This window comes from Streptomyces botrytidirepellens (genome assembly GCF_003721215.1).
GTDB classification, from domain to species: domain Bacteria; phylum Actinomycetota; class Actinomycetes; order Streptomycetales; family Streptomycetaceae; genus Streptomyces; species Streptomyces himastatinicus.
On record NZ_RIBZ01000284.1, the window covers coordinates 1 to 25,285 of the forward strand.

Here is a 25,285-nt window from a genome sequence, read left to right on the forward strand (position 1 = left end):
CGCCGCCGCCCGCGCGGAGGGCGTGGCGCGCCGCTGAGCCACACGGTCCGCCGACCGCTGACCGGCGCGCGGGGCCGGGTCGTCCATGGGGCGGCCCGGCCCCGCCGTGTGGCTCCGGAGCGGTGCCCGGGGCGGTGCGACTCACATCGCGGCGTGGTTCCGTCGTCTTCCGTCGCGGCCTATGGTCGGGATCATGTTCGCTGCCTACGCCGCACGTATCGACCGCGACCAGCCGCTCAGCGGCCTCGAACTGGGCGAGCGCCCCGAGCCGGAGGCGCGCCCCGGCTGGACGACCGTCAGCGTCAAGGCCGCCTCGCTCAACCACCACGACCTGTGGTCGCTGCGCGGGGTCGGACTCGGCGAGGAGTCGCTGCCGATGATCCTCGGCTGTGACGCCGCCGGGGTCGACGAGGACGGCAACGAGGTCGTCCTCCACTCGGTCATCGGCCAGAGCGGTCACGGCGTCGGACCGCATGAGCCCCGCACCATCCTCACCGAGCGCTACCAGGGCACCTTCGCGGAGAAGGTCACCGTCCCCACCTGGAATCTGCTGCCCAAGCCCAAGGAGCTGTCCTTCGAGGAGGCCGCGTGCCTCCCGACGGCCTGGCTGACCGCCTACCGCATGCTGTTCACCAACGCGGGCGTACGGCCCGGCGACAGCGTGCTGGTGCAGGGCGCGGGCGGCGGCGTGGCCACCGCCGCGATCGTGCTGGGTGCCGCCGCCGGACTGCGGATGATCGCCACCAGCCGGGACGAGGCCAAGCGCAAGCGCGCGGTCGAACTCGGCGCCGAGGGGGCGTACGAGCCGGGGGAGCGGCTGCCGCGGCGGGTGGACGCGGTGATCGAGACGGTCGGCGCCGCGACCTGGTCGCATTCGGTGAAGTCCCTCAAGCCCGGCGGCACGCTTGTCATCTCGGGCGCCACCAGCGGCCCCAACCCGCAGGCCACCGAGCTGAACAGGATCTTCTTCCTGGAGCTGAAGGTCGTCGGGTCGACGATGGGGGCCAAGGACGAGCTGGAGGACCTGCTGAGCTTCTGCGCGGCGCGCGGGGTGCGACCGGTGATCGACTCGGTGCTGCCATTGGACCGGGCGCGCGAGGGGTTCGAGAAGATGGCGGGCGGCGATCTGTTCGGCAAGGTCGTGCTGACGGTGTGACGGGCTGAGGGGCTGGGAGGTCTGGCGGGCTGGGAGGTCTGGCGGGCCGGCTGGCCTGACCGGCGGTCATATTTGGCGGATATTGCACCCTTGTTCGATCTTTCACGGTCAAGAGCGATGTATTGAAATCACTCTCGGTGAAGGGTCTGGCGCTCTCCGAAGTCGGCGCGGATAATCGTGCCCGGGGGGATGCACATGACTGCTTCAGTACCGCCTTTGCCGAAAATCGAGTTGCTGATCGACGCGCTCGAACAGCTCGTCACCCTGCCGCCGGGCCGCCGCGGTCCGGCGCCGCAGATCCTGCTCACCCAGTTGACCGAGGGGCCCGAGGCCGGGCGGATCGCGGACGGCCTGTGCGCGCGCTTCAGCGCGGGCGGCCGCGCCCGCGTTCCGTTCGCCCAGGTGGCGGGCGAGGCCGAGGCCCCGCGTCAGGAGCACGTGGGGGCGACGTTCCAGAAGATCGAGGAGGAGCTGCTGCGCAACCGGCCCGGCGGCTTCGGCCGCCTGCGGCTGCCCCAGTTCCGGCTGATGTGCGGCATCGTCGAGGCCGACCTCGCCGGATGCCCGCCCGGCACTCAGGCCATGGAGTTGCGCAACCGGAGCTACGAGGCGCACTGCGCCGGCTCGGTCTTCCTGCGCGCCCTCCAGGCCGTGAGCGGTGGGGAGGAGCCGCCGCCGAGCATCCCGGGCACCGCCTGGTACTGGCTGCGCCGACCGCTGTTCGGCCTGCTGCCGCGCTGGTGGTACGGGCGGCGCCATGGCCGCCGGATGACCCGCAAGGGCAGCTGGTACCGCACCTGGGCCGAACTGCCCGAGGGCGGGCCCGGATTCTTCGCCGACGCCTGTCGGCTGACCGTGGGCGCGCCCGGCGCCGCGCGGCGCGAGCCGATCGTCGATGTGCTGCTGCGGGCGCTGCTCGCCGACCTGGAGCGGGCCTTCCGCCATCCCCGGCTCTCGCCGTGGGGGCGGCGTCGCCGCCATCGTGTGGTCCTCGTCTTCCCGCAGCCCCCGGCCATCGGTGACGACACCGGGCGGCTGCTGGAGCAGTTCCCCCAGGCGGTCGAGCACACGGGGTGCACCGGGGTCATGCTGATGGCCGCGGTGCGCCCGGGCCGGGAGCGCACGGAGACCTTCGCCGAAGCAGCCATCACGCTGAAGTCCTGGATCGGGACCACCGGTGCGGGCGGCGCCCGGGTGGTCCGGGTGGGCGTCGAGCCGCATGCGGACGACGAGGACGCGGCCCGCTGGCTCGGCCGCTATCCGGAGATCGCCGTCGGCAGGAGCCGTTCCGACGCGGCGCCGCGGGTGGAGGCCGCGGTCGCGGCGGTGGCGGGCGTCACCGTGCTCGGGCTGCTCGGCGGCTATGGCGTGGCCGTGGTGACGGCGCGCAGCGACACCGCCTGCCTCGGGGGCAGCGGCACTTCGGCGGCCCCGGTCCCTACCGCGTCAGCGTCCGCGTCCGGTGGCAAGGGTGACGGGCGGAGCCGCCCGCCGGACCGGAGTCCGCGGGCCGTCTACGACGAAGCGGTGGCCGCCATCACCCGGCAGAACAAGCGGGCCGACAAGGCCGCCCGCTCCGGCGACATGGTCCGGACGGTCGGCTATCTGGGGGTGCCGGTGACCGCGGGCGACTGGGACGAGGCCAAGTACAGCGGCGCCATCCCCGAGGTGCGCGGCATCGCGCTGGCCCAGGAGGAGATCAACGAACAGGCGGATCAGCAGAAGAGCAGCAAGGTCTGGCTGAAGGTCCGCCTGATGGACGCGGGCGAGCGCTTCACCCGGGCGCCCGCGGCGGCCAGAGCACTGGCGAAGGAGGTCGCAGAGGCCGAGAGCGCCGGGAACGGTGAGCAGTTCCTGGGCGTGGTCGGCCTCGGCCAGAGCCGCCCGGGCACGCTGAGCGCCCGGAACATCCTCGCCGGGGCCGGGCTGCCGATGATCGGCACCGCCGCGACGGCCGAGGAGATGCAGCGCTCGCCGATGTACCGCCAGGTCGCCCCCGACAACCACCGGGAGGCGCGCATCGCGGCGAACTTCGCGCGGCACGCCAATATCGTGCAGACCGCGCCCGGGACCTGTGCCCCCGCCAAGAAGGCGGTGGTGATCGGGGATCCGACCGACATCTACAGCGCGAATCTGAGCGACCGGTTCGCGGAGGAATTCGAGGACGTCCACCGCATCTGGTATCCGGTCCAGCGTCCCTCCGCCGCGCCGCCCCCGAAACGCAAAGGCCAAGGGGGCGAATGGGTCTCCCATACCTCCCAGATGGCCGACAGCATATGCCGGAGGCTCAAGGAGGAACCGCGCACGGTGGTGTACTGGGCGGCCCGCGCCCATGAATTCGAGAACTTTCTCGATGACTTCGACCGTCGCACCGGCTGCAACGGCCAATCGACCGTGCTCGGCGGCAACGACCTCGACAATGCGGTGGTCGAGCAGCAGCGCCCCAGCGAGAAGCACCTCAGGCTCCGGCTGTACTACGCGGCGCAGGCCCTGGCGAAGGGCAGCTCGCCCAATGTGAAGGGCGACGACTTCCGCCGGAGGTACCACGACGCCTACGGGAGCGACCTGTGGAGCAACGACGCCCGGGTGCCGCTCGCCTCGGACGCGCTCGGTGTGCTGTCCGAGGGGATCAACGCGGCGTACCAGAGCGCGGGCACGGCGCCCTTCGGGCGGGGCGGAGTGCAGTCGGCGCTGGAGCGAGGGGTGGGCGGAGCGGAGGGGCTGCGCGGGGCCACCGGTTCGCTGATCTACGGCGAGGGCGCCAAGGTGCCCGTCAACAAGCGGCTGCTGATCCTGCACGACACCAGGGGCGGGTCGCCGGAGATCGCGCTGGAATGCGGGATACGCGACAGCAGGGACGAGGCGAAGACCTGGGGACCCAGGAATGCGTTCGACTGTCCGCGCGACCAGGAGGACGACGAGGACGGCAAGGGGGACGCCGGCTGAGACGAGGGGGACCGGGACAAGGGAGGCGACGGCTGATCAGCGGTCCGGCTGTTCCTCGGTGAATGCCCAGCCCGACCACCGGGTGACCTCGATGGCGATCACCGGGCCGCGCGGCGGCCGGTCGGCGTACTGCGGGTACTTGTCGACCAGCCGCCGCACCGGGTCCGCCCGTTCGGCCGCCGCATCGGCCGGGACGATCCGTGCCCGGCCGTCGGCCCGCACCCACCACAGCTGCCGCCAGTCCTCGTCGTAGTGGTCGACCAGGAGGGAGACCGCCGGGTTGGTGTGGATGTTGCGCAGCCGCTTCAGGTCCTGGTGGCGCTTGGGCTTGTGGTCCACGGCGGTGACCACCGTGTCCACGCCGTCGGCGCCGTCCGGGGCGGTGAGCGCGAAGGTGGCGGGCACGAGATGCGGTCGGCCGCCCTCGTCGGTGGTGGCCAGCCGCAGCACCCGGGCGCGGGCGAAGCGCCGCCGCGCCTCGAGGGTCTCCAGTCGCATACCGGCGAGGCTACTGCGGCGCTCCGTCCCGTGGCCGGACGAAGCGCCGCGGGTGAAGCGCCGCCGGGTGCGCGCCCGGGTCTACTCCTTGTCCGGGCCGCGCAGCAGACGAGTGATCCGGGCCGCCGTCGCCGCCAGCTGACGGTGGGCGTCGGCCAGGTGGGCGTCGGTCACCCCGTGGTCCCGGGCGGTGTCGCGGATGTCGTCGCGGAAGCGGTCGAGCAGCCGGTCCAGATCGCGGGCGGGGTTGCCTGACGGGGTGAACTCCCCGGCCCATGCGGGCTCGGCCGACGCGCCACCCTCGGCGGTGCCGTCGGCAGCGGTGCCGGTGGCGTCCTGCGGGGCGGCGCCGGGCCCCGGTTGCGGTGCGTCCGCGCGCGGGGCGGTGGTCTTCGTTCCCTCGTCCGGGTCCGCCCACCCCGACGGGGACATGCCCTGCCGGGAGATACGGCTCATGCTGCGCGACACCTCGGACAGCCCGTCCCGCACCGCCCGCTGCCAGTCGCCCGCCCGGATGTGCTCCTGGGTCTGCTCCTGAACGCGCCGGGCGACCCGCTGGACCTCTTCGATCGCGAATTCCTGGGCGTCCTTGGCCTGCTTACGGGCGCGCTGGGCGTCCTGCCGGGCGCGGCGGCTCTCCTCCTTCGCGCGGCGGGCCTGTTCCTTCCACTCGTCCTTCGCGCGCCGCAGCTCCTCCTTCGCCTGCCGCCAGCCCTCGCTGTTGTCCCACGGGCCCTCCCAGGGGGCGTGTGTGCCCTCGCCGGTGCCGGAGGTGCGGGCCTGCTGGGCGGCCTCCCGCATCTCCCGCCGCAGGTCGTCGGCGGAGCCGCGTACGTCCTCGCGGATCTCGGCGGCGAGTTCGGCCACCGATTCGCGGATCTCCAGCTCCAGGTCGGCCAGCTCACCGCTGCGGTCGGCGAGTTCGGCGCGTCCGGCATCGGTGATGGAGTAGACCTTGCGGCCGCCTTCGGTGGTGTGGGTGACCAGGCCTTCGGCCTCCAGCTTGGCCAGGCGCGGGTAGACGGTGCCGGCGGAGGGCGCGTACAGCCCCTGGAAGCGCTCCTCCAGCAGCCGGATGACCTCATAGCCGTGGCGTGGGGCCTCGTCCAGCAGCTTGAGCAGGTACAGGCGGAGTCGGCCGTGGGCGAATACGGGGGGCATCAGAGGACCTTTCCCTGGGAGCCGCCGGTGGTGCCGGTGCTGTCGGCCGGGCTGTCGGTGGCGCCGCCTGGCGGCTCATCGCCGTCGTCGGCGGGCGGGCGGCGCAACAGCGCTATCGCGCCGGAGACGGTGGTGGCCTTGAGGCTGCCCCGGCCCGAGCCCAGGTTCCCGGTGATCCGCTTGGCGCCCCACCGGCCGGTGACCCGCAGGTCGTCGAACGCGTTGGAGACGGGCCCGGTCGCGGTGTTGGCCTCGATCCGGGCGTCCGCGGGGTGCGGCAGCCGGATGGCGATCTCACCGGAGACGGTGGTGAGGCTTATGTCCGCGCGCTCCGCGGTGGGGGCGAGGTCGAGCACCATGTTGCCGCTGACGGATTCGGCCGTGACGACCGGGCCCGAACCCTCGATCACGGTGAGGTCGCCGGAGACGGAGTTGAAGCGCAGATCCCCGGTGACGGCCTGGGCCGCGACCCGGCCGGAGACGGTGTCGGCACGCACCGGACCGGTCAGCCCGACGAGGGTGGCGTCGCCCGATACGCCGCGCAGATGCGTACGGCCGTCCAGCCCGGACGCGACGGCGGAAGCGTTGACGACCCCGATCGAGGCGGTGGTGCCGGTGGGTACGGCGAGGGTGACATGGACCGTACGGTGGAAGCCCTTGCGGTCGAGCCATGTGAGCAGGCCCTTCCAGGTGAGGTCGTCGTACGCGACGCTCAGGGTGCCGTCCTCCAGGGCCACCTTCAGCGGTGGGCCCTCGATCTCGGAGAGCTCCAGCCGGGCCGGGCCGCCGTCGGTCCCGACCACGTTGACCGTGCCGCCCACGATGCGCACGTGGAGCGTGGAGACGGGCTCGTCGAAGGTGAGCTTCTGTGGTTCGCCGAACGACCACTCTGACCGGGCTGACATCCCTGGCCTCCCTGGCTGGATGCGGTCACGCAACATATCGTGTCTGATGGGAAACACGATATATCGTGGATCGCTGGAGTCAAGCCCTCACGGGCCGTGCGCGGACCCCCGGGTCCGGGGCGCATTACCGCGCGTATGTATCCGGCGTGGGGCGCGGCGACGGTTTCCGTGTGACATAAATCGCCTGTTGCCAGAGCCAATGCTGCTCCAGGGATTTCCGCTAGAGCATCACTAGAGCACTGGTAGAGCGTCATGGAGTACGAATGTTCGAGGCTGTTACCTTCGTGCCTTCAGAAATCGGGAAGGAAGAGGGCAGTGAAGGTAATGGCGTCACAACCCTTGAAATACTCGGTACCAAGCGATTCTCAGGATCTCCGCTCCGTTGCCCAGTTGCTCTTGCGGGCAGCGCATCACCACCCCGATTCCGGGGTACGTTACGTAACCGCCGAGGCGGGGCGTGACGCAACACGCCAGTCCTATCCGGAACTTCTGCAATCCTCGCTGCAACTCCTCGCGCCGCTCCGCGGGCACGGGCTGCGGCCGGGCGACACGGTGGCCCTGCTGCTGGACGGTCAGCGGGAATTCCTGACGGTCCTCTGGGCCTGTCTGCTGGGCGGGTTCGTGCCGTGCCCGATGGTGCCGATCCCCGGCGACCCGGCCCGCTGGTCCGCGCAACTTTCCCACGTCAACCAGTTGCTGGATCGTCCGTTGCTGGTCACCACCGAGGCGATGAGCGCCGAGCTGCCGGACGTGCCCGGGCTCGCCGTGGCCACGGTGGAGCACCTGCGGGACGCGGAGGACGCACCCGCCGCCGACGGCGGATCGTCGCCCGAAGTGCACCTCGCGGCACCGGAGGATCTTGCCCTGCTGGTGCTGACCTCCGGTTCCACCGGGAATTCCAAAGCGGTCATGCTCACCCATGGAAACCTTCTCGCATCCATGGCGGGAAAGGTCGGGAAGCAGCGGCTCACGGATGCCGATACCACCTTCAACTGGATTTCCTACGACCATGTCGCCGCGCTACTGGAAGCACATATGCTGCCGCTGTACGTCGGCGCCGAACAATTGCATGCGGAAGCGTCGGTCGTCCTTGAGGAGCCGCTGAATTTCCTCCGCATCATCTCCCGTCACAAGGTCACGATGACCTTCACTCCCAATTTCCTCCTCGGCCCGCTGAATGCATCGGTGCGGGATCTGTCCGAGGAGATATCGGCGGGCGGCGAAGCTCTCGACCTGAGCTCACTGCGGCATATCGTGAGCGGCGGCGAGGCCAACGTCGTCGCCACCGGCGAGGCGTTCCTCGCCCACTACGCTCCGTACGGCCTGCGGCCCTCCGCCCTCTGGCCCGCCTTCGGGATGACCGAGACCTGCGCCGGGTCCGTGTACAACCGTGCCTTTCCCGTCACCGACGTGGGCCAGGAGTTCGCCAACCTCGGCACCCCCGTCGAGGGGCTGAGCATCCGGATCGCCGACGACGACCACCGGCCGCTGCCCGCGGGCGAGGTCGGGGAACTCCAGCTCAGCGGGCCGATGATCACCGGCGGCTACTACCGCGACGAGGCCGCCACCAAGGAGGCCTTCACCCCCGACGGCTGGTTCCGCAGCGGCGACCTCGGCCGCATCGACGACGGTCGGCTGACCCTCGTCGGACGCAGCAAGGACAGCATCATCGTCAACGGCGTCAACTACTTCAGCCACGAGATGGAAGCCGCCCTGGAGCAGCTCGACGGCGTGGCGGGCGGCTACGTCGCGGCGTTCCCCACCCGCCGCCCGGGCAGCGACACCGAACAGCTGGTGATCGCGGTCCACCCCGAACTCGCGGACGACGACGAGCCGGGACTGCACCGCCTGATCACCGCGGTGCGCTCCACCGTGGTGATCCACTGGGGCTTCCGCCCGTTCCTCATCCTGCCGCTGCCCAAGGACGCGTTCCCCAAGACCAGCCTGGGCAAGACGCTGCGCCGGCGGATGCGGAAGCGGCTGGAGTCCGGCGGCTTCGACGACGTCATCCAGCGGGTGGCGGAGCTGACCACCCGGCGCCTGGGCGGTTACACCCCGCCCGAGGGCGAGACGGAACGGGTCCTCACCGAGATCTACGCCGAGATGTTCGACACCGACCCGGAGAGCATCAGCGCGACGGCGAGCTTCTTCGACCTCGGCGGCACCTCACTGGACATCCTGCGGCTACGGCACCAGGTCACCCGGCGGCTCGGGGTGGCGGATCTGCCGATCATCACCGTGCTCACGGCGCCCTCGGTGCGGCAGCTCGCCGCCCGGCTGACCGGGGGCGGCGCGACCGCCGCCGACGCGTACGACCCGATCGTGCCGCTCCAGACGGGCGGCGCGAAGACCCCGCTGTTCTGTGTGCACCCGGGCGTCGGCGAGGTCCTGGTCTTCGTCAACCTCGCCAAGTACTTCGTCGGCGACCGGCCGTTCTACGCGCTGCGTGCCCGCGGGTTCAACGAGGGGGAGAAGCCGTTCGAGAGCTTCCAGGAGATGGTGGACTGCTATGTGCGGGCCATCCGCGCCAAGCAGCCGCACGGCCCGTACGCGATCGCCGGGTATTCGTACGGCGGCGCCGTGGCCTTCGAGATCGCCAAGGTGCTGGAGGCGGAAGGCGAGCGCGTCGACTTCACCGGCAGCTTCAACCTGCCGCCGCACATCAAGTACCGCATGGAGGAACTCGACTTCGTCGAGACCGCCACCAACCTGGCCTTCTTCCTCGACCTGATCAACAAGAAGCAGTCCCTCGACCTCCCGGGCGAGCTGCGCGCCCTGCCCCGGCGGGACCAGCTCGCGCATCTGCTGGAGATCGCCCCGCAGCGCCGGCTGGCCGAACTCGACCTGGACCTGGACAAGTTCTCCGCCTGGGCGGAGCTGGCCCACGGGCTCACCGGACTGGGCCGTACGTACCAGCCCAGCGGCACCACCCGGTCCATGACGGTCTTCTACGCCATCCCGCTGCGCGGCACCAAGGAGGACTGGCTGAACAACGAACTCCGCAGGTGGGACGAGCACACCACGGAGCCGAACCGGTACATCGACGTACCCGGTGAGCACTACACCCTCATGGGTCCCCAGCACGTCGCGGCCTTCCAGGCCATCCTCCGCAAGGAGCTGGACCGCGCGCTGGGCGACGGATGACCGGGGCCGCCGCGGACCGCGGCACGGCAGGCACAACAGAGGAGAAGAGCACGGTGGAAGGCAAGAAGATCCTGGTCACCGGCGCCACCGGACAGGTCGCCCGGCCGGTGGCGGAGGCGCTGGCGGCACACAACGAGGTGTGGTGCCTGGGCCGGTTCGGCACCCCCGGCGTCGAGGAGGAGCTGCGCGCCCGCGGCATCACCACCTTCCGCTGGGACATGAACGACCTGGGGGAGTCGGGGTACGAGGGGCTGCCGGACGACTTCACCCATGTCTTCCACTCGGCGGTGCGGCGCGGCGAGGACGGCGACTACAACGCCGCCGTCGAGGTCAACGCCATCGCCACCGGACGGCTGATGACCCACTGCCGCACCGCCGAATCGTTCCTGTTCGTCTCGACCGGCGCGCTCTACAAGCGGCAGACCCTCGACCACCCGTACGCCGAGGACGACCCCATCGACGGCGTGGCCGACTGGCTGCCCTGCTACCCCGTGGGCAAGATCGCCGCCGAGGGCGCGGCGCGCGCGTTCGCCGGGGTGCTGAACCTGCCGACCACCATCGCCCGGCTCAACATCGCGTACGGCCCGGGCGGCTACGGCGGGGTGCCGATGCTGTACTTCAAGCGGATGCTCGCGGGCGAGCCGATCCCGGTGCCCGTCGAGGGCCAGAACTGGTGCTCGCTGCTGCACACCGACGACCTGGTCGCCCAGGTGCCCGCGCTGTGGGCGGCCGCCGCGTCCCCCGCCACCCTCGTCAACTGGGGCGGCGACGAGCCGGTCGGGATGACCGATCTGGTGCGGTACCTGGAGGAGCTGAGCGGGATCGAGGCGCGGCTCGTACCGAGTGAGGTGACGAGGGAGACGTACCAGTTCGCCCCCGCGCGCCGCCGGGAGATCACCGGCCCGTGCCGGGTGCCGTGGCGCGAGGGCGTACGCCGCACGCTCCACGCCCTGTACCCCGAGCACATCAAGCCGCAGTACGCCGCCTGAGAAGCCTGGCCAGACGCGAGAAGAGATGAAAGCCGTGGCATCACGAAACATCGAAACGATCCGCGCCGCCTACGCGGGATTCCGGGACCGCGACATCGAGGGGATCCTGTCGGCCATGCACCCGGACGTCGAGTGGGTCCACCCGGCCGGGATGGCGAAGTACGGCCTCGGCGGCACCAAGCTGGGGCACGCGGGGATCAAGGAGTTCCTGGCGCACGTCCCGAGCGTGCTGGGCGGGATGAAGCTCGCGCCGGAGGAGTTCATCGAGCAGGGCGACCGGGTCGTGGTGTTCGGCACCCGGGACGTGACGTCGCGCAGCGGCAGAACCGTGACCCTGGACTTCGTCCACTCGTGGACGATGCGGGACGGCAAGGCGACGAGGATGGAGGACATCTTCGACACCGTGGCGTTCCACGAGCTGATCGAAAGCTGACGCCGACCGCTTCCCCACGGACCCAGGCCGCCCGCCCTCGTTGCCGCGAGGGCGGGCGGCCCGCCTGTGGGGGGATCTGATCGGGGGTCAGACGGTGGTGACGACCTCGTCGTACGCCAGCCGCGGCAGTCGGCCCATCCAGGCGTCCGGGCCCGGCTTGCCGATGTTGACGACGCAGACCGCCTGGTGGCGGCCGTCGCTGAAGAACTCCTTCGACACGGCGGCGGCATCGAAGCCGATCATGGGTCCGGCGGCCAGCCCGGCGGCGCGCACGCCGAGGATGAAGTAGCCCACCTGGAGCGCGGTGTTGAACCGCGCCGATCCCTCGCGCATGCCCGGGTCCGCGAAGATGGCCTGCGGGTTCTCCATGAACGGCACGAGCCGCGGCAGCTCCTCGTGGAAGTCCAGGTCCGCGGCGAGGACCGCCACCAGCGGCGCCTTCGCCGTCTTCTCCTGGTTACGCCCCGTCATGTGCGCCACCAGCCGCCCGCGGGCCTCCTCCGACCGCACCATGACGATGCGCAGCGGCTGCTGGTTCATCGAGGTGGGCGCGTACTTCGTCAGCTCGTAGATGGCGCGGACCTGCTCCTCGGTCACCGGCTCGTCGGTGAAGGTGTTGGCCGTACGGGCCTCCAGGAACAGCTGGTTCTGCGCCTCCGGCGCGAGGGTGAGGTGACGCAGGGCATCGCTGTTCTCCGGTGCGCTCATGGAGCTTCTCCTCAAGGTGCGTACGCGATGGTGAATTAAATGGACTGGACGGGCTAGTCCACCGCAGTGACGGAAGGCTAGACTCACAGGTCCATCGAGGGCAAGACCGGCTGACAGCGAGGGGGTTGGACCGTTGCGGACGGACAACGGTCCGCGGCGCGGTGCCGCGGGACGGCCGGCGGGCCCGCAGCCCGCCAAGCGCCAGGCGATATTGGAGGCGGCCGTCGCCGTCTTCCTGCGCGAGGGCTACACACGGGCCGGTGTCGACGTCATCGCGGACCAGGCGCGGGTCTCCAAGCAGACCGTCTACAACCACTTCGGCGACAAGGAGCGGCTGTTCCTCGCCGCCGTCGACGGCGAACGGGAGCGGGTCGCCGCGGGCTTCGCCCCCGCGTCGCTCAGCACCCCCTCCGCGGAGGACGACGAGAGGGACGTCCGCGCGGCACTCACCGCCTTCGGCCACCGCGTCCTCGACGTACTCCTCGACGAACGCGCCTCCGCGCTGCGCCGTCTGATCATCGCCGAAGTCGCCCGCCACCCCGCGCTGCGCCCGGCCTGCGCCGAGGGCGAGCCCCAGCAAATGGTGAAGTACCTGGCCGAAATGCTCGGCCGCCGCACCGACCGGGGCGAGCTGGACGTCCCCGACCCCGCCTCCGCCGCCCAGCAGTTCGTGGCCCTGGTCGTCCAGCAGGGCCTGTACCAGTCGATGTACGGCACCCGCCCGATCGCCGCCGTCGATGCCACGGCCATCTGCGAGAAGGCCGCCGACCTGATTGTCCGCGCGTACCGCACATGACGTGCGAGGAGGTGGCACCCATGCGTGCGAACGTTCTCGGACCGCTGACCCTGCGCCACGGCGCTCTGTCCGGAGTCCCCAGCGCGATGAAACCGCGCAAAGTCCTGTCCCTGCTGCTGCTCAGCGACGGCCGCATGGTGCCGGTGCAGTCGCTGATGGCCGAGCTGTGGGGCGACCAGCCGCCGCGCACCGGGCTCACCACCCTCCAGACGTACATCCTGCACCTGCGCAAACTGCTCGCCCAGGTGCTCGGCACGTCCTCCGCCACGGTCACCCGTGACGTCCTCCAGACCAGGCCCGGCGGCTACGCGTTAGTCCTGCGCCCCGGCCAGCTCGACGTCCACGACTACCGCGGCCTCGTCGCCCAGGCCGAATGCGCCCTGGAGGTCGGCGACGAACGCGCCGCCGACGCCGCCTTCCGGCAGGCCCTCGCCCTCTGGCAGGGCCCCGCCCTGGTCGACGTCGCCCCGCACGGCCGCCCGCTCCAGGCCGAGGTCGCCCGGCTGGAGCAGTCCCGGCTCACCGTCACCGAGCGCGGCATCGAGACCCGGCTGCGGCTCGGCGGCCACCTGGAAGTGCTGAGCGACCTCGCCTCGCTCGTCGTCGAACACCGCTTCCACGAGGGCCTGCACAGCCAGTACATGCTGGCCCTCCACCGTTCCGGCCAGCGCACCCGCGCCCTCGGCGTCTACCAGCGGCTGCGCATGACCATGACCGAGGAACTGGGACTGGAGCCCTCCGCCAAACTCCAGCGCCTCCAGCAGGCCGTCCTGGTCTCCGACCCCCGCCTCGACCACGAGGCGGGCACCCCGGGCCGCGGCCCGGTGGTGGCGTAACGCCTACGCCGTTTCCCGTTCCCAGGGCAGCCGGACCAGGGCCAGCTCCGCGAGCCGTTCCAGATCGGCGCGGGAGGCGCCGTACGCGGCCTGGACGGCGATCCCCTCGGTGAGCGCGAGGACATAGCGCGCCGCGTCCCGCGGCTCGACGGTCCCGGGCAGGTCGCCGGACCGCCGGGCGTCGGCGAAGCGCTCGGTCAGCATGACCTCCCCCGCCGTGCGGCGGGTGCACACCTCCGCCTTCGCCTCGCTCGCCGCGTCCCCGGTGGCCAGCGCGCCGTGGACCATCAGACACCCGGCCGGGGTGTCGGCACCGGTCGTGGCCTCGACCGCGCCCTCCAGCCACCGCCGCACGACCTCCCGTACGCTCCCGGCCTCCAGGGCCTTCGGGCCGTACGCGAAGACGGTCCGGGCGTAGTGGTCGACGACCTGCCCGAACAGGCCCGCCTTCGAGCCGAAGGCGCCGTAGATGCTGCCCGGCTTCAGGCCGGTGGCGGCGGACAGGTCCGCCATCGTGGCGCCCTCGTACCCCTTGGCCCAGAAGACGCCGAGCGCCGCCGACAGGGCCTGCTCGGCGTCGAATTCGCGGGGCCGTCCCTTCGCCATGCCGGTCCTCCCATTTATTTAGCGCCCGTTCAAGATAACACTTGCGCGCCCGCGGGGCGCGTGACATCTTGAACGCTCACTCAAGAAATCGGGAGTTCACCATGTCACAGCCGCTGAACGGCAAGGTCGCCCTGGTCACGGGCGGTTCACGAGGAATCGGCGAGGGCATCGCACGCCGCCTCGCCCACGAGGGCGCCGCGGTCGCCGTCACCTACAACGCGTCCGCGGACCGCGCGGAAGCCCTGGTGAAGGAGATCGTCGCGGACGGCGGACAGGCGCTGGCCGTCCAGGCCGACGCCGCGGACCGCGCGTCCCTCCGTACGGCCGTCACGGAGGTCGCCGAACGGCTCGGGCGGCTCGACATCCTGGTCAACAACGCCGGAGTCGGCGTCATGCGGCCGATCGAGGAGCTGACCGACGCGGACTACGACCACGTCGCCGCCGTGAACCTGCGCGGCGTCTTCGCCGCCACCCAGGAGGCGCTGCGCCACATCGGCGACGGCGGACGCGTCATCACGATCGGCAGCATCAACGCCGACCGCGTCCCCTTCGCGGGCGGCAGCCTCTACGCGCTGACCAAGGCGGGCGTGGCGGGGTTCACCCGCGCCCTGGCCCGTGAGGTCGGCGGCCGCGGAATCACCGTCAACACGGTCCAGCCCGGCCCCGTCGACACCGACATGAACCCGGCCGACGGCCCCTGGGCGGCCTCCGCCCTCCCCCACCTCGCCGTCGGCCGCTACGGCACGGCCGACGAGGTGGCCGGTCTCGTCGCCCACCTGGCGGGCCCCGACGCCGCGTACATCACCGGCGCCACCCTCGACGTCGACGGAGGCTACGCGGCCTGAGGGCGCCCGTCCCCCACCTCAGATGTCGTCGTCAGATGTCGTCGTCCTCGTCATCGAGCCGCGCCAGCCAGGTCGCCAGCCGCTCCACCGGCACCTCGAAGTCCGGGTTCAGGTCGACGAACGTCCGCAGCTGCTCGGCGAGCCACTCGAAGGTGACCTGCTCGTCGCCGCGTCGCTGCTCCAGCTCCTCAATGCCGCGGTCGGTGAAGTACAAGGGTTCGCTCCGGGGTGGGTGAGGTGGATCTACCGGCCCAGGATATGCGGCCCTGCCCGGACGCTCAGCCGCAGTCGGCCAGTGCGTCGACCAAGCCCCGCGCCTGGGGCGCCCCGCGCCGGAGGAGCAGCGCGGCGGTGGTGTGCAACTCGTTCCAGGCGTGCGGCCGCCCCACGTCCGAGGCGTCGGCGGTGCAGCCGAGCGCGGTGTACGCGGCCGCGTCGGCATGACCGGCCGCGGCGAGCGCGTGCGCGAGGCACGCGCCGTACCAGGACCGGTCGCGCCGGTACGAGGCCGGAAGGGCGTCGATGCCGGTGCGCAGAAGATCGACGGCGGTGTCCCAGCGGTGCAGATGCATCTCGGCCATGCCGCGCTGAAGGGTGAACCAGTTCTCGCCGTAGAAGTACATCCACGGCGGCTCGTCCTCCGGTCGCTCGGCGGCGCGGGCGATGAGGTGCTGCGCCTCGTCGAGGAGACGGTGGGCCGCGTCGGCCTCGCCGCTCAGCGCGTAGCCGCGGGCCTCCATCTGGGCGGCCATGCCCTGCACACCCCGTGACGTCCCGGGAGATGCCCAGCGGGCGGCCTGCGCCAGCCGGGCGCAGCGGCGGCCGTCGCCCGCTGACCAGGCCAGGTGTGCCTTCATGCTGAGCGTCGTGGCCGCCATGTCGGCGTCACCCGCTTCCATGGCCCAGTCGTGGGAACGGTCGTACCAGGCCAGAGCGGCCGATGAGTCCCCCTGGTCCTGCGCCATCCACGCGAGGAACTGCGCGTGCTCGGAGGCGAGCCGTACGACGCGGGTGGCCACGCTCCCCGTGGACGCGTCGTGGAGGCCGACCACGGTGGCCAACTGCTGCCGCATGATCCCGACGAGCGGGCGCGAACCGATGTCGTCCTCCGCCTTACGGTGCTCGGCGAGCAGGCGGTCGAGCCAGTCGAGGGTCGCGCCGTCGGCGCGGGTGGCCCCGCGTACGGTTCTGGTCAACCGGTCGAGCAGATCGGGGTCCGGGGCGAGGGACGGCAGCTCAAGCGATGCGATGGGAGCCGTTTCGTCAGCAGCCGCTCGTGGCTGGTCGCTTTCCCAGGGGCGGGGGCTGAGACCCACCAGGTGGCCTGGGACGCGTAAGGCGTCGGCGATCTGCGTGATCTTTTCGTACGTCGTGATCGAGCCCTCGCCCCGGGCCAGCTTGCCCACGCGCTCCGGTTTGATGCCGCAGGCGTCCGCGATCTTCGAGAAGCTGATCCCACCCCATTGCCGGGCGAGCTTGAAGACGGCCCCGAAATCATGGCGCTCCAGTGCCCTCCGTACGTCGGATCGATCGAGGACGTGGGGAGGAAGTGCGGCGGGTGAGAGGCAGTTGGACATGTGATTCCCAAGTTCCGGTGATGAGAAGGGGATATCAGCAGTCTCAAGCCGGATTGTACCCATCATGGGGATACCCCTGATGGGGAATCGGGAGCGTCCCCCCCCCCAGCGGCACGCTGATGACACCGGACAGATGGAGGCGGGACGCACCGGAAATGAGCCCCGACGACATGCGGGTCCATGCCGCCGAGACCCTCGACGGCCTGGGCGGGTTCGCCGAGCCGTGGATGCGGGAGGCCTTCCTCAAGGTGCCGCGCCATGCGTTCGTCCCCGACACGGTGTGGGTCTGGCGGGACGACGCGTACCGCCCGCTGCGCGCCGCCGATGACCCCGGCGCCTGGGCCGCGCTGGTTCACGATCCGCTGGCGTCCGTCGTCACCCAGGTCGACGACGGGGCGGCCGGGACCGAGGGCACGCTGCCGACCAGCTCCATCAGCGCCCCCAACGCCGTGTTCACCATGCTCGCCGCCGCGGATGTGCGCCCCGGCATGCGGGTGCTGGAGATCGGCACCGGCACGGGGTACAACGCCGCCCTGCTGTGCGAACGGGCCGGTGCGGCGAACGTGACGTCCGTGGAGGTGGACGCCGGGCTGGCGGAGGTGGCGGCCCGGCGGCTGGCCGAGGCCGGGTATCACCCCCGCGTGGTGGCCGCGGACGGGGAGGACGGCTGGCCGCCCGAGGCCCCGTACGACCGGGTGCTGTGCACGGCCTCGCTCCAGCGGGTTCCCTTCGCCTGGGTGGAGCAGACCCGCCCCGGCGGGCTTGTCGTCACGCCGTGGAAGACGACGCTCCAGCCGCACGGGATGGTGCGCCTCCGTGTCGCGGACGACGGCGCCTCGGCGAGCGGCCACTTCGACCAGCCGATGTCGTTCATGGATCTGCGCGGCCAGCGGCGACCGGATTCGCCGCTCGGCCAGGTGTACTCCGCCGCGTCGTGGGAGGAGAGCCGCGAGAGCCGCACCGTGCTCGATCCGTCGTTCCTGGACACCGACTTCCACGCCCGCTTCGCCCTGGGGCTCCGGCTTCCCGGAGTGCACTGGTCCGACGACGGATGGCTCGCCACCACCGACTCGTGGGCGTACGTCCGGGACGGGCACGTCCGGCAGTGGGGCCCGCGTGACCTGTTCGGCGAGCTGGAGCGGGCGTATGAGTGGTGGCGGGAGGCCGGTTCGCCGGAGCTGTACGACTTCGGCCTCACCGTCACCGCAGACGGCCAGACCGCGTGGCTCGGCAGCCCCGGCACCGTCATTCCGTCGTCCGGCTGAGGAGCCAGGACACCACCGCGCGGACGGCGCCGGTGAGGGCGGCGGCGGTCAGGGTGAGGAGGGCGGTGGGGCGGCGGTTCGGCATCTTCGTCCTGCTTTCGTGAGACCGGCGAGGGCTGCCGGGAGTACCTTCACGATGTGCGGGGTCTGGGGTGTTGCGGCAGGCCGCACGCGTTGCAGAGGGCCGCAACGGGGGAGGGGTGCCCATGACGGACGAGACGGACGAGGTAGTCGGCGGGGAGCTGGTGCCGGAGCGGCGGATCGGGGATCTGAAGCCGATCCCCGACGCGGTGAAGCCGGAGTGCCGGGCGCTGGCCCTGAGCCTGCGGGAGCTGTTCGGGGCGGTGGGGGTGTCGCTGCGGGTCTTCGCCGTACGGGTGCATTACGACGCGGGCACCGTCTCGCGCTATCTCAACGGGACCGTCGTACCGCCCGCCGAGTTCGTGGACCGGCTGCTCACGCACGCGGCCAAGGCCACCGGGCGGGCCTCCTCGGCCGAGGTGATGGCCCATGTGCACACCCTGCAACGGCGGGCGTTGCAGGCCACCAACAGGGTGGGGTGGGAGCTCCAGCGGCTGCGCGACCAGCTCGCCGACGCCGACCGGCAGCGGCAGCAGGCCGAGGTGCGGGCGGAGGCGCTGTCGGAGGCGTTGCTGGTACGGAAACAGCGCATCGCCGAGATGGAGGTCGAACAGCGGCAGATAGCGGTATCGGCCTCGCTGGAGCGCGATGAGCGGGAGGCGGAGGTCGAGCGGCTGCGCGGGGAGCACGAGGGGTTACGTACGGAACGCGACCGGCTGCGCGAGGAAGTCGCCCGGTTGCAGGGCGAGTTGAAACAGGCCCGGCGGCAGGCGCTGGAGGCCGAGCGGCGGTGCGAGGCGCTGGAACACCAGCTCCAGACGGAGGAGGAGGCGGCGGGGGAGCAGGCCGAGGCCGAGGAGCCGGTGGAGCATCGGCTGCGGCTCGCGCATGCGTGGGCGCGGCAGCTGGAGGTGGAGTTGGCGCAGGCGCGGGCCCGGGAGGGCGGGGTCGTTCCGCCCGAGGGGTCCGAAGCGGAAGCCACCGGAGTCGTCCAGGCGGGCTCGGACCGGCTCCGTCACCCCATCACGGTCACGTACGCCGGTGTCCACCGCCCCTGGGCCGCCTGGGCCGCCCACCGGCTGAAGGCGGCGGGCGTGCACGAGGTGACCATCCGGTGCTGGCATCCCTCGGACCAAGACCTGTTCATCGCCGACCGTGGCCAAGTGCTGCTGCTCAGCGAGCACTTCGAGGACGCGTGGCACGCTGCGCTCGGCGCGACCTTGTCCGATCTGCCCTTCGTCGCGTTCACCATCGCTGACCGTACCCCGCCGCGCCTCGCCACCCGGCTCGGCGCCGTCGACCTGCGCGGGCTGGACGAGGCGGAGGCCGGGTGGCGCCTGCTGCGCGGGCTCGGCCTGCCTGTTGAGCACGCCCTCGCCCCGGCTCCCGTCCGGCAGGGTCCCCGCTTTCCCGTCGCTCCGCCCGCCGTCTGGGACGGCGTACCGCGCCGCAACCCGCGCTTCACCGGGCGCGACGCGCTGCTTGCCGAGGTGCACGACCGCTTGGAGGCCGCCCCGGCCGATACGGCGGTGGTCGCGCTGGTCGGGCTGCCGGGCATCGGCAAGACGCAGCTCGCCGCCGAGTACGCGCACCGGTTCGCGGGGCGGTACGACGTGGTGTGGTGGGCCTCGGGGGCTGACCGGTCCGCGCTGGAGGGGCGCCTTGCCGCCCTCGCCCCGGAGGACGATTCCGTCCGGGCCGCGCTGGACGCCCTGCGGCGAGGTGATCCGTACGAACGCTGGCTGCTCGTCCTGGACGGTGCCGATGACCCGGAGGCCATCGCCGACCTGCTGCCCGCCGGGCGCGGCCATGTGCTGGTCACCGCGCGCAACCGGGCCTGGGCCGACCACTACGCCGAGCTGCTGGCCGTCCCGCCGCTGAGCCGGGAGGAGAGCGTCGCGTTCGTACGCGGCCGGGCGCCCCGCATCAGGGCCGAGGACGCGGACCGGCTGGCGGCGGCCGTGGAGGATCTGCCGCTGCCGCTGGACCAGACGGCGGGCTGGCTGCAGGGCTCCACCACGCGGGTGGCGGAGTACGTACGGATGGTGAGCGACGGCGAGCCGAACCCGGTGCGGGCCGCGGCGGACTACCCGATGCCGTACCACTCTGCCTTCAAGGAGCTGATCACCCGGCTGCGGGAGACCACCAAGGCCGCGGCCGAACTGCTCAGCGTGTGCGCCCTCTTCGCCCCCGGCCCGGTCCCGTTCGCCCTGCTGCGCGCCGTCCCGGCGGACCAGGTGTCCCCGGCGGTGGCGGCCCTGCTGGACAACCCGAGCCAGTTGGATCTGGCCGTGGGGAAGCTGGTGCAGCGGTCGGTGGTGCGGGTGGCGGACGACGCCGTATGGATGAGCCGCTTCGTACGGGACGCGGTGCGGCGGCGTACGCCGGGGGAGCGGCGGGAGAAGGACGCGCGGTTGGTGCGTACGGCGCTCGCCGCGGTGGACCCGGACCGTCCCGACGACCCGACCACCTGGCCGCGGTACGCCGAACTCGTACCGCATCTGGAGTACTCGGGCGTGCTGGAGTCCTCGGACGCCATGTCACGCCGGGTCGTCCTCGGCTTCCTGCGGTATCTGACCCTCAGCGGCGACCACGAGACGGGCATGCGCCTCGCCGCAGAGGCGGCGGGCTTCTATCCGGACCTCTCCGTGTGCGAGGCCGCGCTGCTGCGTGCGACCGGGAACTACGACGCCGCGGAGCGATTGGACCGCGATGTGCTGGAGGGCCTGGCCGAGTCCGACGGCATGGGCGCACTCGCCGCGATGGCCAGGGTGGGCGCGGATCTGCGCGGCCTCGGCCGGTACGACGAGGCGTACCAACTGGCCTGTCAGGAGGGCGAACTGTGCGCCGCGCTGTGCCCCGATGAGGGCAACGAGAAGCGGAACGCACACCGCAGCATGTCCGCCTCGCTGCGGATGCTCGGCTCCTACGCCGCGGCCGCGAAGCTGTCCGACAGAGCGTTGGGCAGCGCGCGTGCGGAACTGGGCCCGAGGACGCTGGTGACGTTGGCATGCGAGACGGAACGGGCGTACGACCTGCGGCTGTCCGGCCGCTACGAGGAGGCGTTGGCGCTGCAGGGCCCCAGCACCGAGCGGCACCGCGCGGTCCTGGGCGGCGACCATCCATGGACGCTGGTCGCCGAGTACCACCTGTGGCGATGCGGCGGTGACGTCGACGACATCCACGGCCTGTGGCAACGGGCTGCCCACGTGCTGGGCAAGGACGCTCCGCTGACGTTGATGATCGCGACCGGAGCCGCCGGCGCCCTCCGGCGTGAGGGTGACGACCGGGCCTGGGTCGTCGCCGCGAGGACCACAGGCAATTACCAATTCACTCGGGGGGAAAGCCACCCGTACACCATCGGGGCCCAGGCGAACCAGGCGCTCCTGCTGCCCGTGAAGGCTCGGGCACAGAGCCTGGAAACAGCGCTCAAGGGTATGACTGCCGCTGTCGGTGCCCGGCACCCCTGGACCCTGGGCATCGCGCTCAACGCGTCGGCGGTCCAGGAGCGCAGGGACGCCTGCGCGATGAGCCGGGAGACCGCGCACCGGGCCGCCGAGGTGCTGGGGGAGCGGCATCCGCTGACCCTGCTGGCTCAGGTCGCGCTGGCCCAGGATCTGCGGGCGATCCGGGGCGGACGGGAGGAGGCGGACGTCATCGAGGACGTGGCCGTGCGCGCGCTGGACGCTGTCCTGGGGCCGGACCACCCCGAGACCGTGGCGGCCCGCGATCGTCAGCGCCCCTTCTGGGACTTCGAGCCGTTGCCCATCTGAGCGCCCGTACGCCGGAAGGCCCGGCCCCCGCGATGTGCGGGAGCCGGGCCTTCCGGTACGAACGAACCGGGCCTCAGATCTCGAAGGCCTCGCTCACCAGCGCCTGCTGCTCCGTCTGGTGCCGCTTGTTCGACCCCACCGCGGGCGAGGACGAGTGCGGGCGCGACACGCGGACCAGTCGCTCGGCCGCCGGGACGTCGGCGCCGACCGACAGCTCCAGGTGGTCGATCAGGTTGAGGGCCATGAACGGCCAGCCGCCCTGGTTGGCCGGTTCCTCCTGCGCCCAGACGAACTTCTCGACGCCCGAGAACTTGGCGATCTCGGCCTGGACCTCGGCGCCCGGCAGCGGGTAGAGCCGCTCCAGCCGGATGATGGCCGTGTCCTTCGCACCGCGCTTCTGACGCTCCGCGTCCAGGTCGTAGTAGACCTTGCCGGAGCAGAAGATCACCTTGCGGACGCCCGCCGGGTCCACCGTCTCGTCGCCGATGACGGGGCGGAAGGCGCCGGAGGTGAACTCCTCGGTCTTCGAGGCCGCGGCCTTCAGGCGCAGCATCGACTTCGGGGTGAAGACGACCAGCGGCCTGTGGTGCGGGTTGTGGACCTGCCAGCGCAGCAGGTGGAAGTAGTTCGACGGCAGCGTCGGCATGGCGACCGTCATGTTGTTCTGCGCGCACAGCTGGAGGAAACGCTCGATCCGGGCCGATGAGTGGTCCGGCCCCTGGCCCTCGTAGCCGTGCGGCAGCAGCAGCGTGACACCAGACGTCTGGCCCCACTTCTGCTCGGCGGACGAGATGAACTCGTCGACGATGGTCTGCGCGCCGTTGACGAAGTCACCGAACTGCGCCTCCCACAGGACCAGCGACTCCGGGCGGGCCAGCGAGTAGCCGTACTCGAAGCCCATCGCCGCGTACTCGCTGAGCAGCGAGTCGTAGACGTTGTAGCGGGCCTGGTCGTCGGAGAGGTAGAGCAGCGGGGTGTAGTCGTCGCCGGTCTCGCGGTCGACGAGCACCGCGTGGCGCTGGCCGAAGGTGCCGCGGCGGGAGTCCTGGCCGGCGAGGCGGACCGGGGTGCCCTCCATGAGCAGCGAGCCGATGGCGAGGGTCTCGCCCATGCCCCAGTCGATCGTGTCGTCCTCGATCATCGCCGCGCGCCGCTGGAGCTGCGGGAGCAGCCGCGGGTGGACGGTGATCCGGTCGGGGGTGTTGACCTGGGACTCGGCGATCCGCTTGACGACCTCCTGGGAGACCGCCGTCTGCACCGCGACCGGGAACTCCGGCTGCGGCTCGGGGACCTCGGGCTGGGCCGGGGCCGAGACGGCGTCGCGGACCTCGGTGAAGACCTTCTCCAGCTGGCCCTGGAAGTCCTGGAGCGCCTGCTCGGCCTCTTCCAGGGTGATGTCGCCGCGCCCGATCAGCGACTCGGTGTAGAGCTTGCGCACCGAGCGCTTCTTGTCGATCAGGTCGTACATCAGCGGCTGGGTGAAACCGGGGTTGTCGGTCTCGTTGTGGCCGCGGCGGCGGTAGCAGATGAGGTCGATGACCACGTCCTTGTTGAACGCCTGGCGGAACTCGAAGGCCAGCCGGGCGACGCGGACGACGGCCTCGGGGTCGTCGCCGTTGACGTGGAAGATCGGCGCCTCGATCATGCGCGCCACGTCGGTGGCGTACATCGAGGAGCGGGACGCGGCCGGGGCGGCGGTGAAGCCGACCTGGTTGTTGATGACGATGTGCACGGTGCCGCCGGTGCGGTAGCCGCGCAGCTGCGACATGTTCAGCGTCTCGGCGACCACGCCCTGTCCGGCGAAGGCGGCGTCGCCGTGGAGGGCGACGGGGAGGACGGTGAAGTCCGTGCCGGCCTTGCCGATGATGTCCTGCTTGGCGCGGGCGACGCCCTCCAGGACCGGGTCCACCGCCTCCAGGTGGGAGGGGTTGGCGGTCAGGGAGACCTGGATCTGCTCGCCGTCGAGGCCGGTGAAGGTGCCCTCGGCGCCCAGGTGGTACTTGACGTCGCCGGAGCCGTGCATCGACTTCGGGTCGAGGTTGCCCTCGAACTCGCGGAAGATCTGTGCGTACGACTTGCCGACGATGTTGGCGAGGACGTTGAGGCGGCCGCGGTGGGCCATGCCGATGACGACCTCGTCCAGGCGCGACTCGGCGGCCGCGTCCAGCACCGCGTCCAGCAGCGGGATGACGGACTCGCCGCCCTCCAGGGAGAACCGCTTCTGGCCGACGTACTTCGTCTGGAGGAAGGTCTCGAACGCCTCGGCCGCGTTGAGCCGCCGCAGGATGCGCAGCTGCTCCTCGCGCTCCGGCTTGTCGTGGCTGCGCTCGACGCGGTCCTGGATCCACTTGCGCTGCTTCGGGTCCTGGATGTGCATGAACTCGATGCCGGTGGTGCGGCAGTACGAGTCGCGCAGCACGCCCAGGATGTCGCGCAGCTTCATCATGGACTTGCCCGCGAAGCCGCCGACCGCGAACTCGCGCTCCAGGTCCCACAGGGTGAGCCCGTGCTCGATGATGTCGAGGTCGGGGTGCTTGCGCTGGCGGTACTCCAGCGGGTCGGTGTCGGCCATGACGTGGCCGCGGACCCGGTAGGCGTGGATCAGGTCGAAGACCCGGGCCGCCTTGGTGACGTCGTCGTCGTGGCTGACGTCGATGTCCTTGAGCCAGCGGACCGGCTCGTAGGGGATGCGCAGCGCCTTGAAGATCTCGTCGTAGAAGTCGTTCTCGCCGAGCAGCAGCTGGTTCATGATCCGCAGGAACTCGCCGGAGGCGGCGCCCTGGATCACCCGGTGGTCATAGGTGCTGGTCAGCGTCATGACCTTGGAGACGCCCAGCTTGTTCAGGGTGTCCTGGGAGGTGCCCTGGAACTCGGCGGGGTACTCCATCGCGCCGACGCCCACGATCAGGCCCTGGCCGGGCATCAGGCGCGGCACGGAGTGCACGGTGCCGATGCCGCCGGGGTTGGTGAGGGAGGCGGTGACGCCGGTGAAGTCCTCCATCGTCAGCTTGTTCGCGCGGGCGCGGCGGACGATGTCCTCGTAGGCCTGCCAGAACTCGAAGAAGTTCAGCGTCTCGGCCTTCTTGATCGCCGCGACGACGAGCTGGCGGTCGCCGTTGGGCTTGACCAGGTCGATGGCGAGGCCGAGGTTGACGTGCTCCGGCTTGACCAGGGTCGGCTTGCCGTCCTTCTCGGTGAACGAGTAGTTCATCGAGGGCATCGCCTTCAGCGCCTGCACCATGGCGTAGCCGATGAGGTGCGTGAAGGACACCTTGCCGCCGCGGGCGCGCTTGAGGTGGTTGTTGATGACGATGCGCTGGTCGAACAGCAGCTTGACCGGAACCGCGCGGACCGAGGTGGCCGTCGGCAGCTCCAGCGACGCGTTCATGTTCTTCGCGACGGCGGCGGACGGGCCGCGCAGCGTGACCAGCTCGGGACCGGCGGCCGGCTCGGCCTTCGCGGGCTTCGCGGAGACCGTGGGCTCGGCGGGGGTCGGCTTGGCCGGCGCGGGCTTGGCCGGGGCCGGAGCCTTCGCCGCGGGGGCCGCGGCGGGCTTCGCGGGCGCC

Annotated in this window: 18 protein-coding genes; 10 read left to right on the forward strand and 8 right to left on the reverse strand. The window is 71.4% G+C overall.

Annotation, left to right across the window (positions count from 1 at the left end; all coding sequences use genetic code 11):
• Positions 1-193 precede the first annotated feature (193 nt).
• Both EEJ42_RS23585 and EEJ42_RS23590 read left to right on the forward strand, forming a co-directional pair.
• Positions 194-1,156, forward strand: coding sequence for a zinc-binding dehydrogenase (locus EEJ42_RS23585; protein ID WP_123102640.1), 963 nt, complete (start codon positions 194-196; stop codon positions 1,154-1,156).
• Between the two features lie 195 nt (positions 1,157-1,351).
• Entirely contained in the window at positions 1,352-4,102 is a 2,751-nt protein-coding gene (locus EEJ42_RS23590) for a type 1 periplasmic-binding domain-containing protein (RefSeq protein WP_246097297.1), read from the forward strand.
• 36 nt (positions 4,103-4,138) lie between these two features.
• Here EEJ42_RS23590 and EEJ42_RS23595 read toward each other — a convergent pair whose 3' ends face one another.
• The 3 genes from EEJ42_RS23595 to EEJ42_RS23605 all read right to left on the reverse strand — a co-directional run bounded on the left by EEJ42_RS23595 (position 4,139) and on the right by EEJ42_RS23605 (position 6,666).
• On the reverse strand, positions 4,139-4,600 hold the full coding sequence (locus EEJ42_RS23595; RefSeq protein WP_123102614.1) for a TIGR03668 family PPOX class F420-dependent oxidoreductase: 462 nt from the start codon (positions 4,598-4,600) through the stop codon (positions 4,139-4,141).
• Between the two features lie 81 nt (positions 4,601-4,681).
• Positions 4,682-5,761: a PadR family transcriptional regulator gene (locus EEJ42_RS23600; protein WP_123102616.1), complete on the reverse strand. Its 1,080-nt coding sequence runs from the start codon at positions 5,759-5,761 to the stop codon at positions 4,682-4,684.
• Entirely contained in the window at positions 5,761-6,666 is a 906-nt protein-coding gene (locus tag EEJ42_RS23605; RefSeq protein WP_123102618.1) for a DUF4097 family beta strand repeat-containing protein, read from the reverse strand. Before EEJ42_RS23605 ends, EEJ42_RS23600 begins: the two co-directional genes overlap by 1 nt.
• Positions 6,667-6,990: 324 nt before the next feature.
• Between EEJ42_RS23605 and EEJ42_RS23610 the strand changes: the two genes are divergently transcribed.
• The 3 genes from EEJ42_RS23610 to EEJ42_RS23620 are packed head-to-tail and all read left to right on the forward strand — an operon-like array spanning position 6,991 to position 11,232.
• Positions 6,991-9,810, forward strand: a complete 2,820-nt coding sequence (locus EEJ42_RS23610) for a non-ribosomal peptide synthetase (RefSeq protein ID WP_184503225.1) — start codon at positions 6,991-6,993, stop codon at positions 9,808-9,810.
• 53 nt (positions 9,811-9,863) lie between these two features.
• Positions 9,864-10,799 (forward strand): NAD-dependent epimerase/dehydratase family protein, encoded by a 936-nt coding sequence (locus EEJ42_RS23615; RefSeq protein WP_123102642.1) that lies wholly within the window; start codon positions 9,864-9,866, stop codon positions 10,797-10,799.
• Positions 10,800-10,824: 25 nt separating this feature from the next.
• Positions 10,825-11,232, forward strand: coding sequence for a nuclear transport factor 2 family protein (locus EEJ42_RS23620; protein WP_184503227.1), 408 nt, complete (start codon positions 10,825-10,827; stop codon positions 11,230-11,232).
• 87 nt (positions 11,233-11,319) lie between these two features.
• Here the strand turns inward: EEJ42_RS23620 and EEJ42_RS23625 are convergent, their stop codons facing one another.
• Positions 11,320-11,940: a malonic semialdehyde reductase gene (locus EEJ42_RS23625; protein ID WP_123102624.1), complete on the reverse strand. Its 621-nt coding sequence runs from the start codon at positions 11,938-11,940 to the stop codon at positions 11,320-11,322.
• A gap of 133 nt (positions 11,941-12,073) precedes the next feature.
• Between EEJ42_RS23625 and EEJ42_RS23630 the strand changes: the two genes are divergently transcribed.
• Both EEJ42_RS23630 and EEJ42_RS23635 read left to right on the forward strand, forming a co-directional pair.
• Positions 12,074-12,736: a TetR/AcrR family transcriptional regulator gene (locus EEJ42_RS23630; protein ID WP_123102626.1), complete on the forward strand. Its 663-nt coding sequence runs from the start codon at positions 12,074-12,076 to the stop codon at positions 12,734-12,736.
• A 20-nt stretch (positions 12,737-12,756) separates the two neighbouring features.
• Positions 12,757-13,572, forward strand: coding sequence for an AfsR/SARP family transcriptional regulator (locus EEJ42_RS23635; protein ID WP_123102628.1), 816 nt, complete (start codon positions 12,757-12,759; stop codon positions 13,570-13,572).
• A gap of 3 nt (positions 13,573-13,575) precedes the next feature.
• Here the strand turns inward: EEJ42_RS23635 and EEJ42_RS23640 are convergent, their stop codons facing one another.
• Positions 13,576-14,178 (reverse strand): TetR/AcrR family transcriptional regulator, encoded by a 603-nt coding sequence (locus EEJ42_RS23640; protein ID WP_123102630.1) that lies wholly within the window; start codon positions 14,176-14,178, stop codon positions 13,576-13,578.
• 101 nt (positions 14,179-14,279) lie between these two features.
• On the opposite strand from EEJ42_RS23640, the gene EEJ42_RS23645 reads away from it, so the two are divergent.
• Entirely contained in the window at positions 14,280-15,023 is a 744-nt protein-coding gene (locus EEJ42_RS23645) for a 3-oxoacyl-ACP reductase family protein (protein WP_123102632.1), read from the forward strand.
• A gap of 31 nt (positions 15,024-15,054) precedes the next feature.
• Here EEJ42_RS23645 and EEJ42_RS23650 read toward each other — a convergent pair whose 3' ends face one another.
• Together EEJ42_RS23650 and EEJ42_RS23655 are read right to left on the reverse strand one after the other, a co-directional pair.
• Positions 15,055-15,237 carry a DUF6104 family protein gene (locus EEJ42_RS23650; protein ID WP_009715115.1) on the reverse strand — a complete coding sequence of 61 codons (183 nt, stop codon included), beginning with the start codon at positions 15,235-15,237 and terminating at the stop codon, positions 15,055-15,057.
• 64 nt (positions 15,238-15,301) lie between these two features.
• On the reverse strand, positions 15,302-16,600 hold the full coding sequence (locus EEJ42_RS23655) for an NsdA family TPR-like regulatory protein (protein WP_123102634.1): 1,299 nt from the start codon (positions 16,598-16,600) through the stop codon (positions 15,302-15,304).
• A 155-nt stretch (positions 16,601-16,755) separates the two neighbouring features.
• On the opposite strand from EEJ42_RS23655, the gene EEJ42_RS23660 reads away from it, so the two are divergent.
• Together EEJ42_RS23660 and fxsT are read left to right on the forward strand one after the other, a co-directional pair.
• Positions 16,756-17,865, forward strand: coding sequence for a methyltransferase domain-containing protein (locus EEJ42_RS23660; protein ID WP_123102636.1), 1,110 nt, complete (start codon positions 16,756-16,758; stop codon positions 17,863-17,865).
• A gap of 206 nt (positions 17,866-18,071) precedes the next feature.
• A complete protein-coding gene (gene fxsT / locus EEJ42_RS51090) occupies positions 18,072-21,719 on the forward strand; it encodes an FxSxx-COOH system tetratricopeptide repeat protein (protein WP_184503228.1) in 3,648 nt (1,215 codons plus the stop codon).
• A 73-nt stretch (positions 21,720-21,792) separates the two neighbouring features.
• Here fxsT and EEJ42_RS23670 read toward each other — a convergent pair.
• On the reverse strand, positions 21,793-25,285 hold a 3,493-nt coding region (locus EEJ42_RS23670; RefSeq protein WP_123102638.1), incomplete at its 5' end, for a multifunctional oxoglutarate decarboxylase/oxoglutarate dehydrogenase thiamine pyrophosphate-binding subunit/dihydrolipoyllysine-residue succinyltransferase subunit.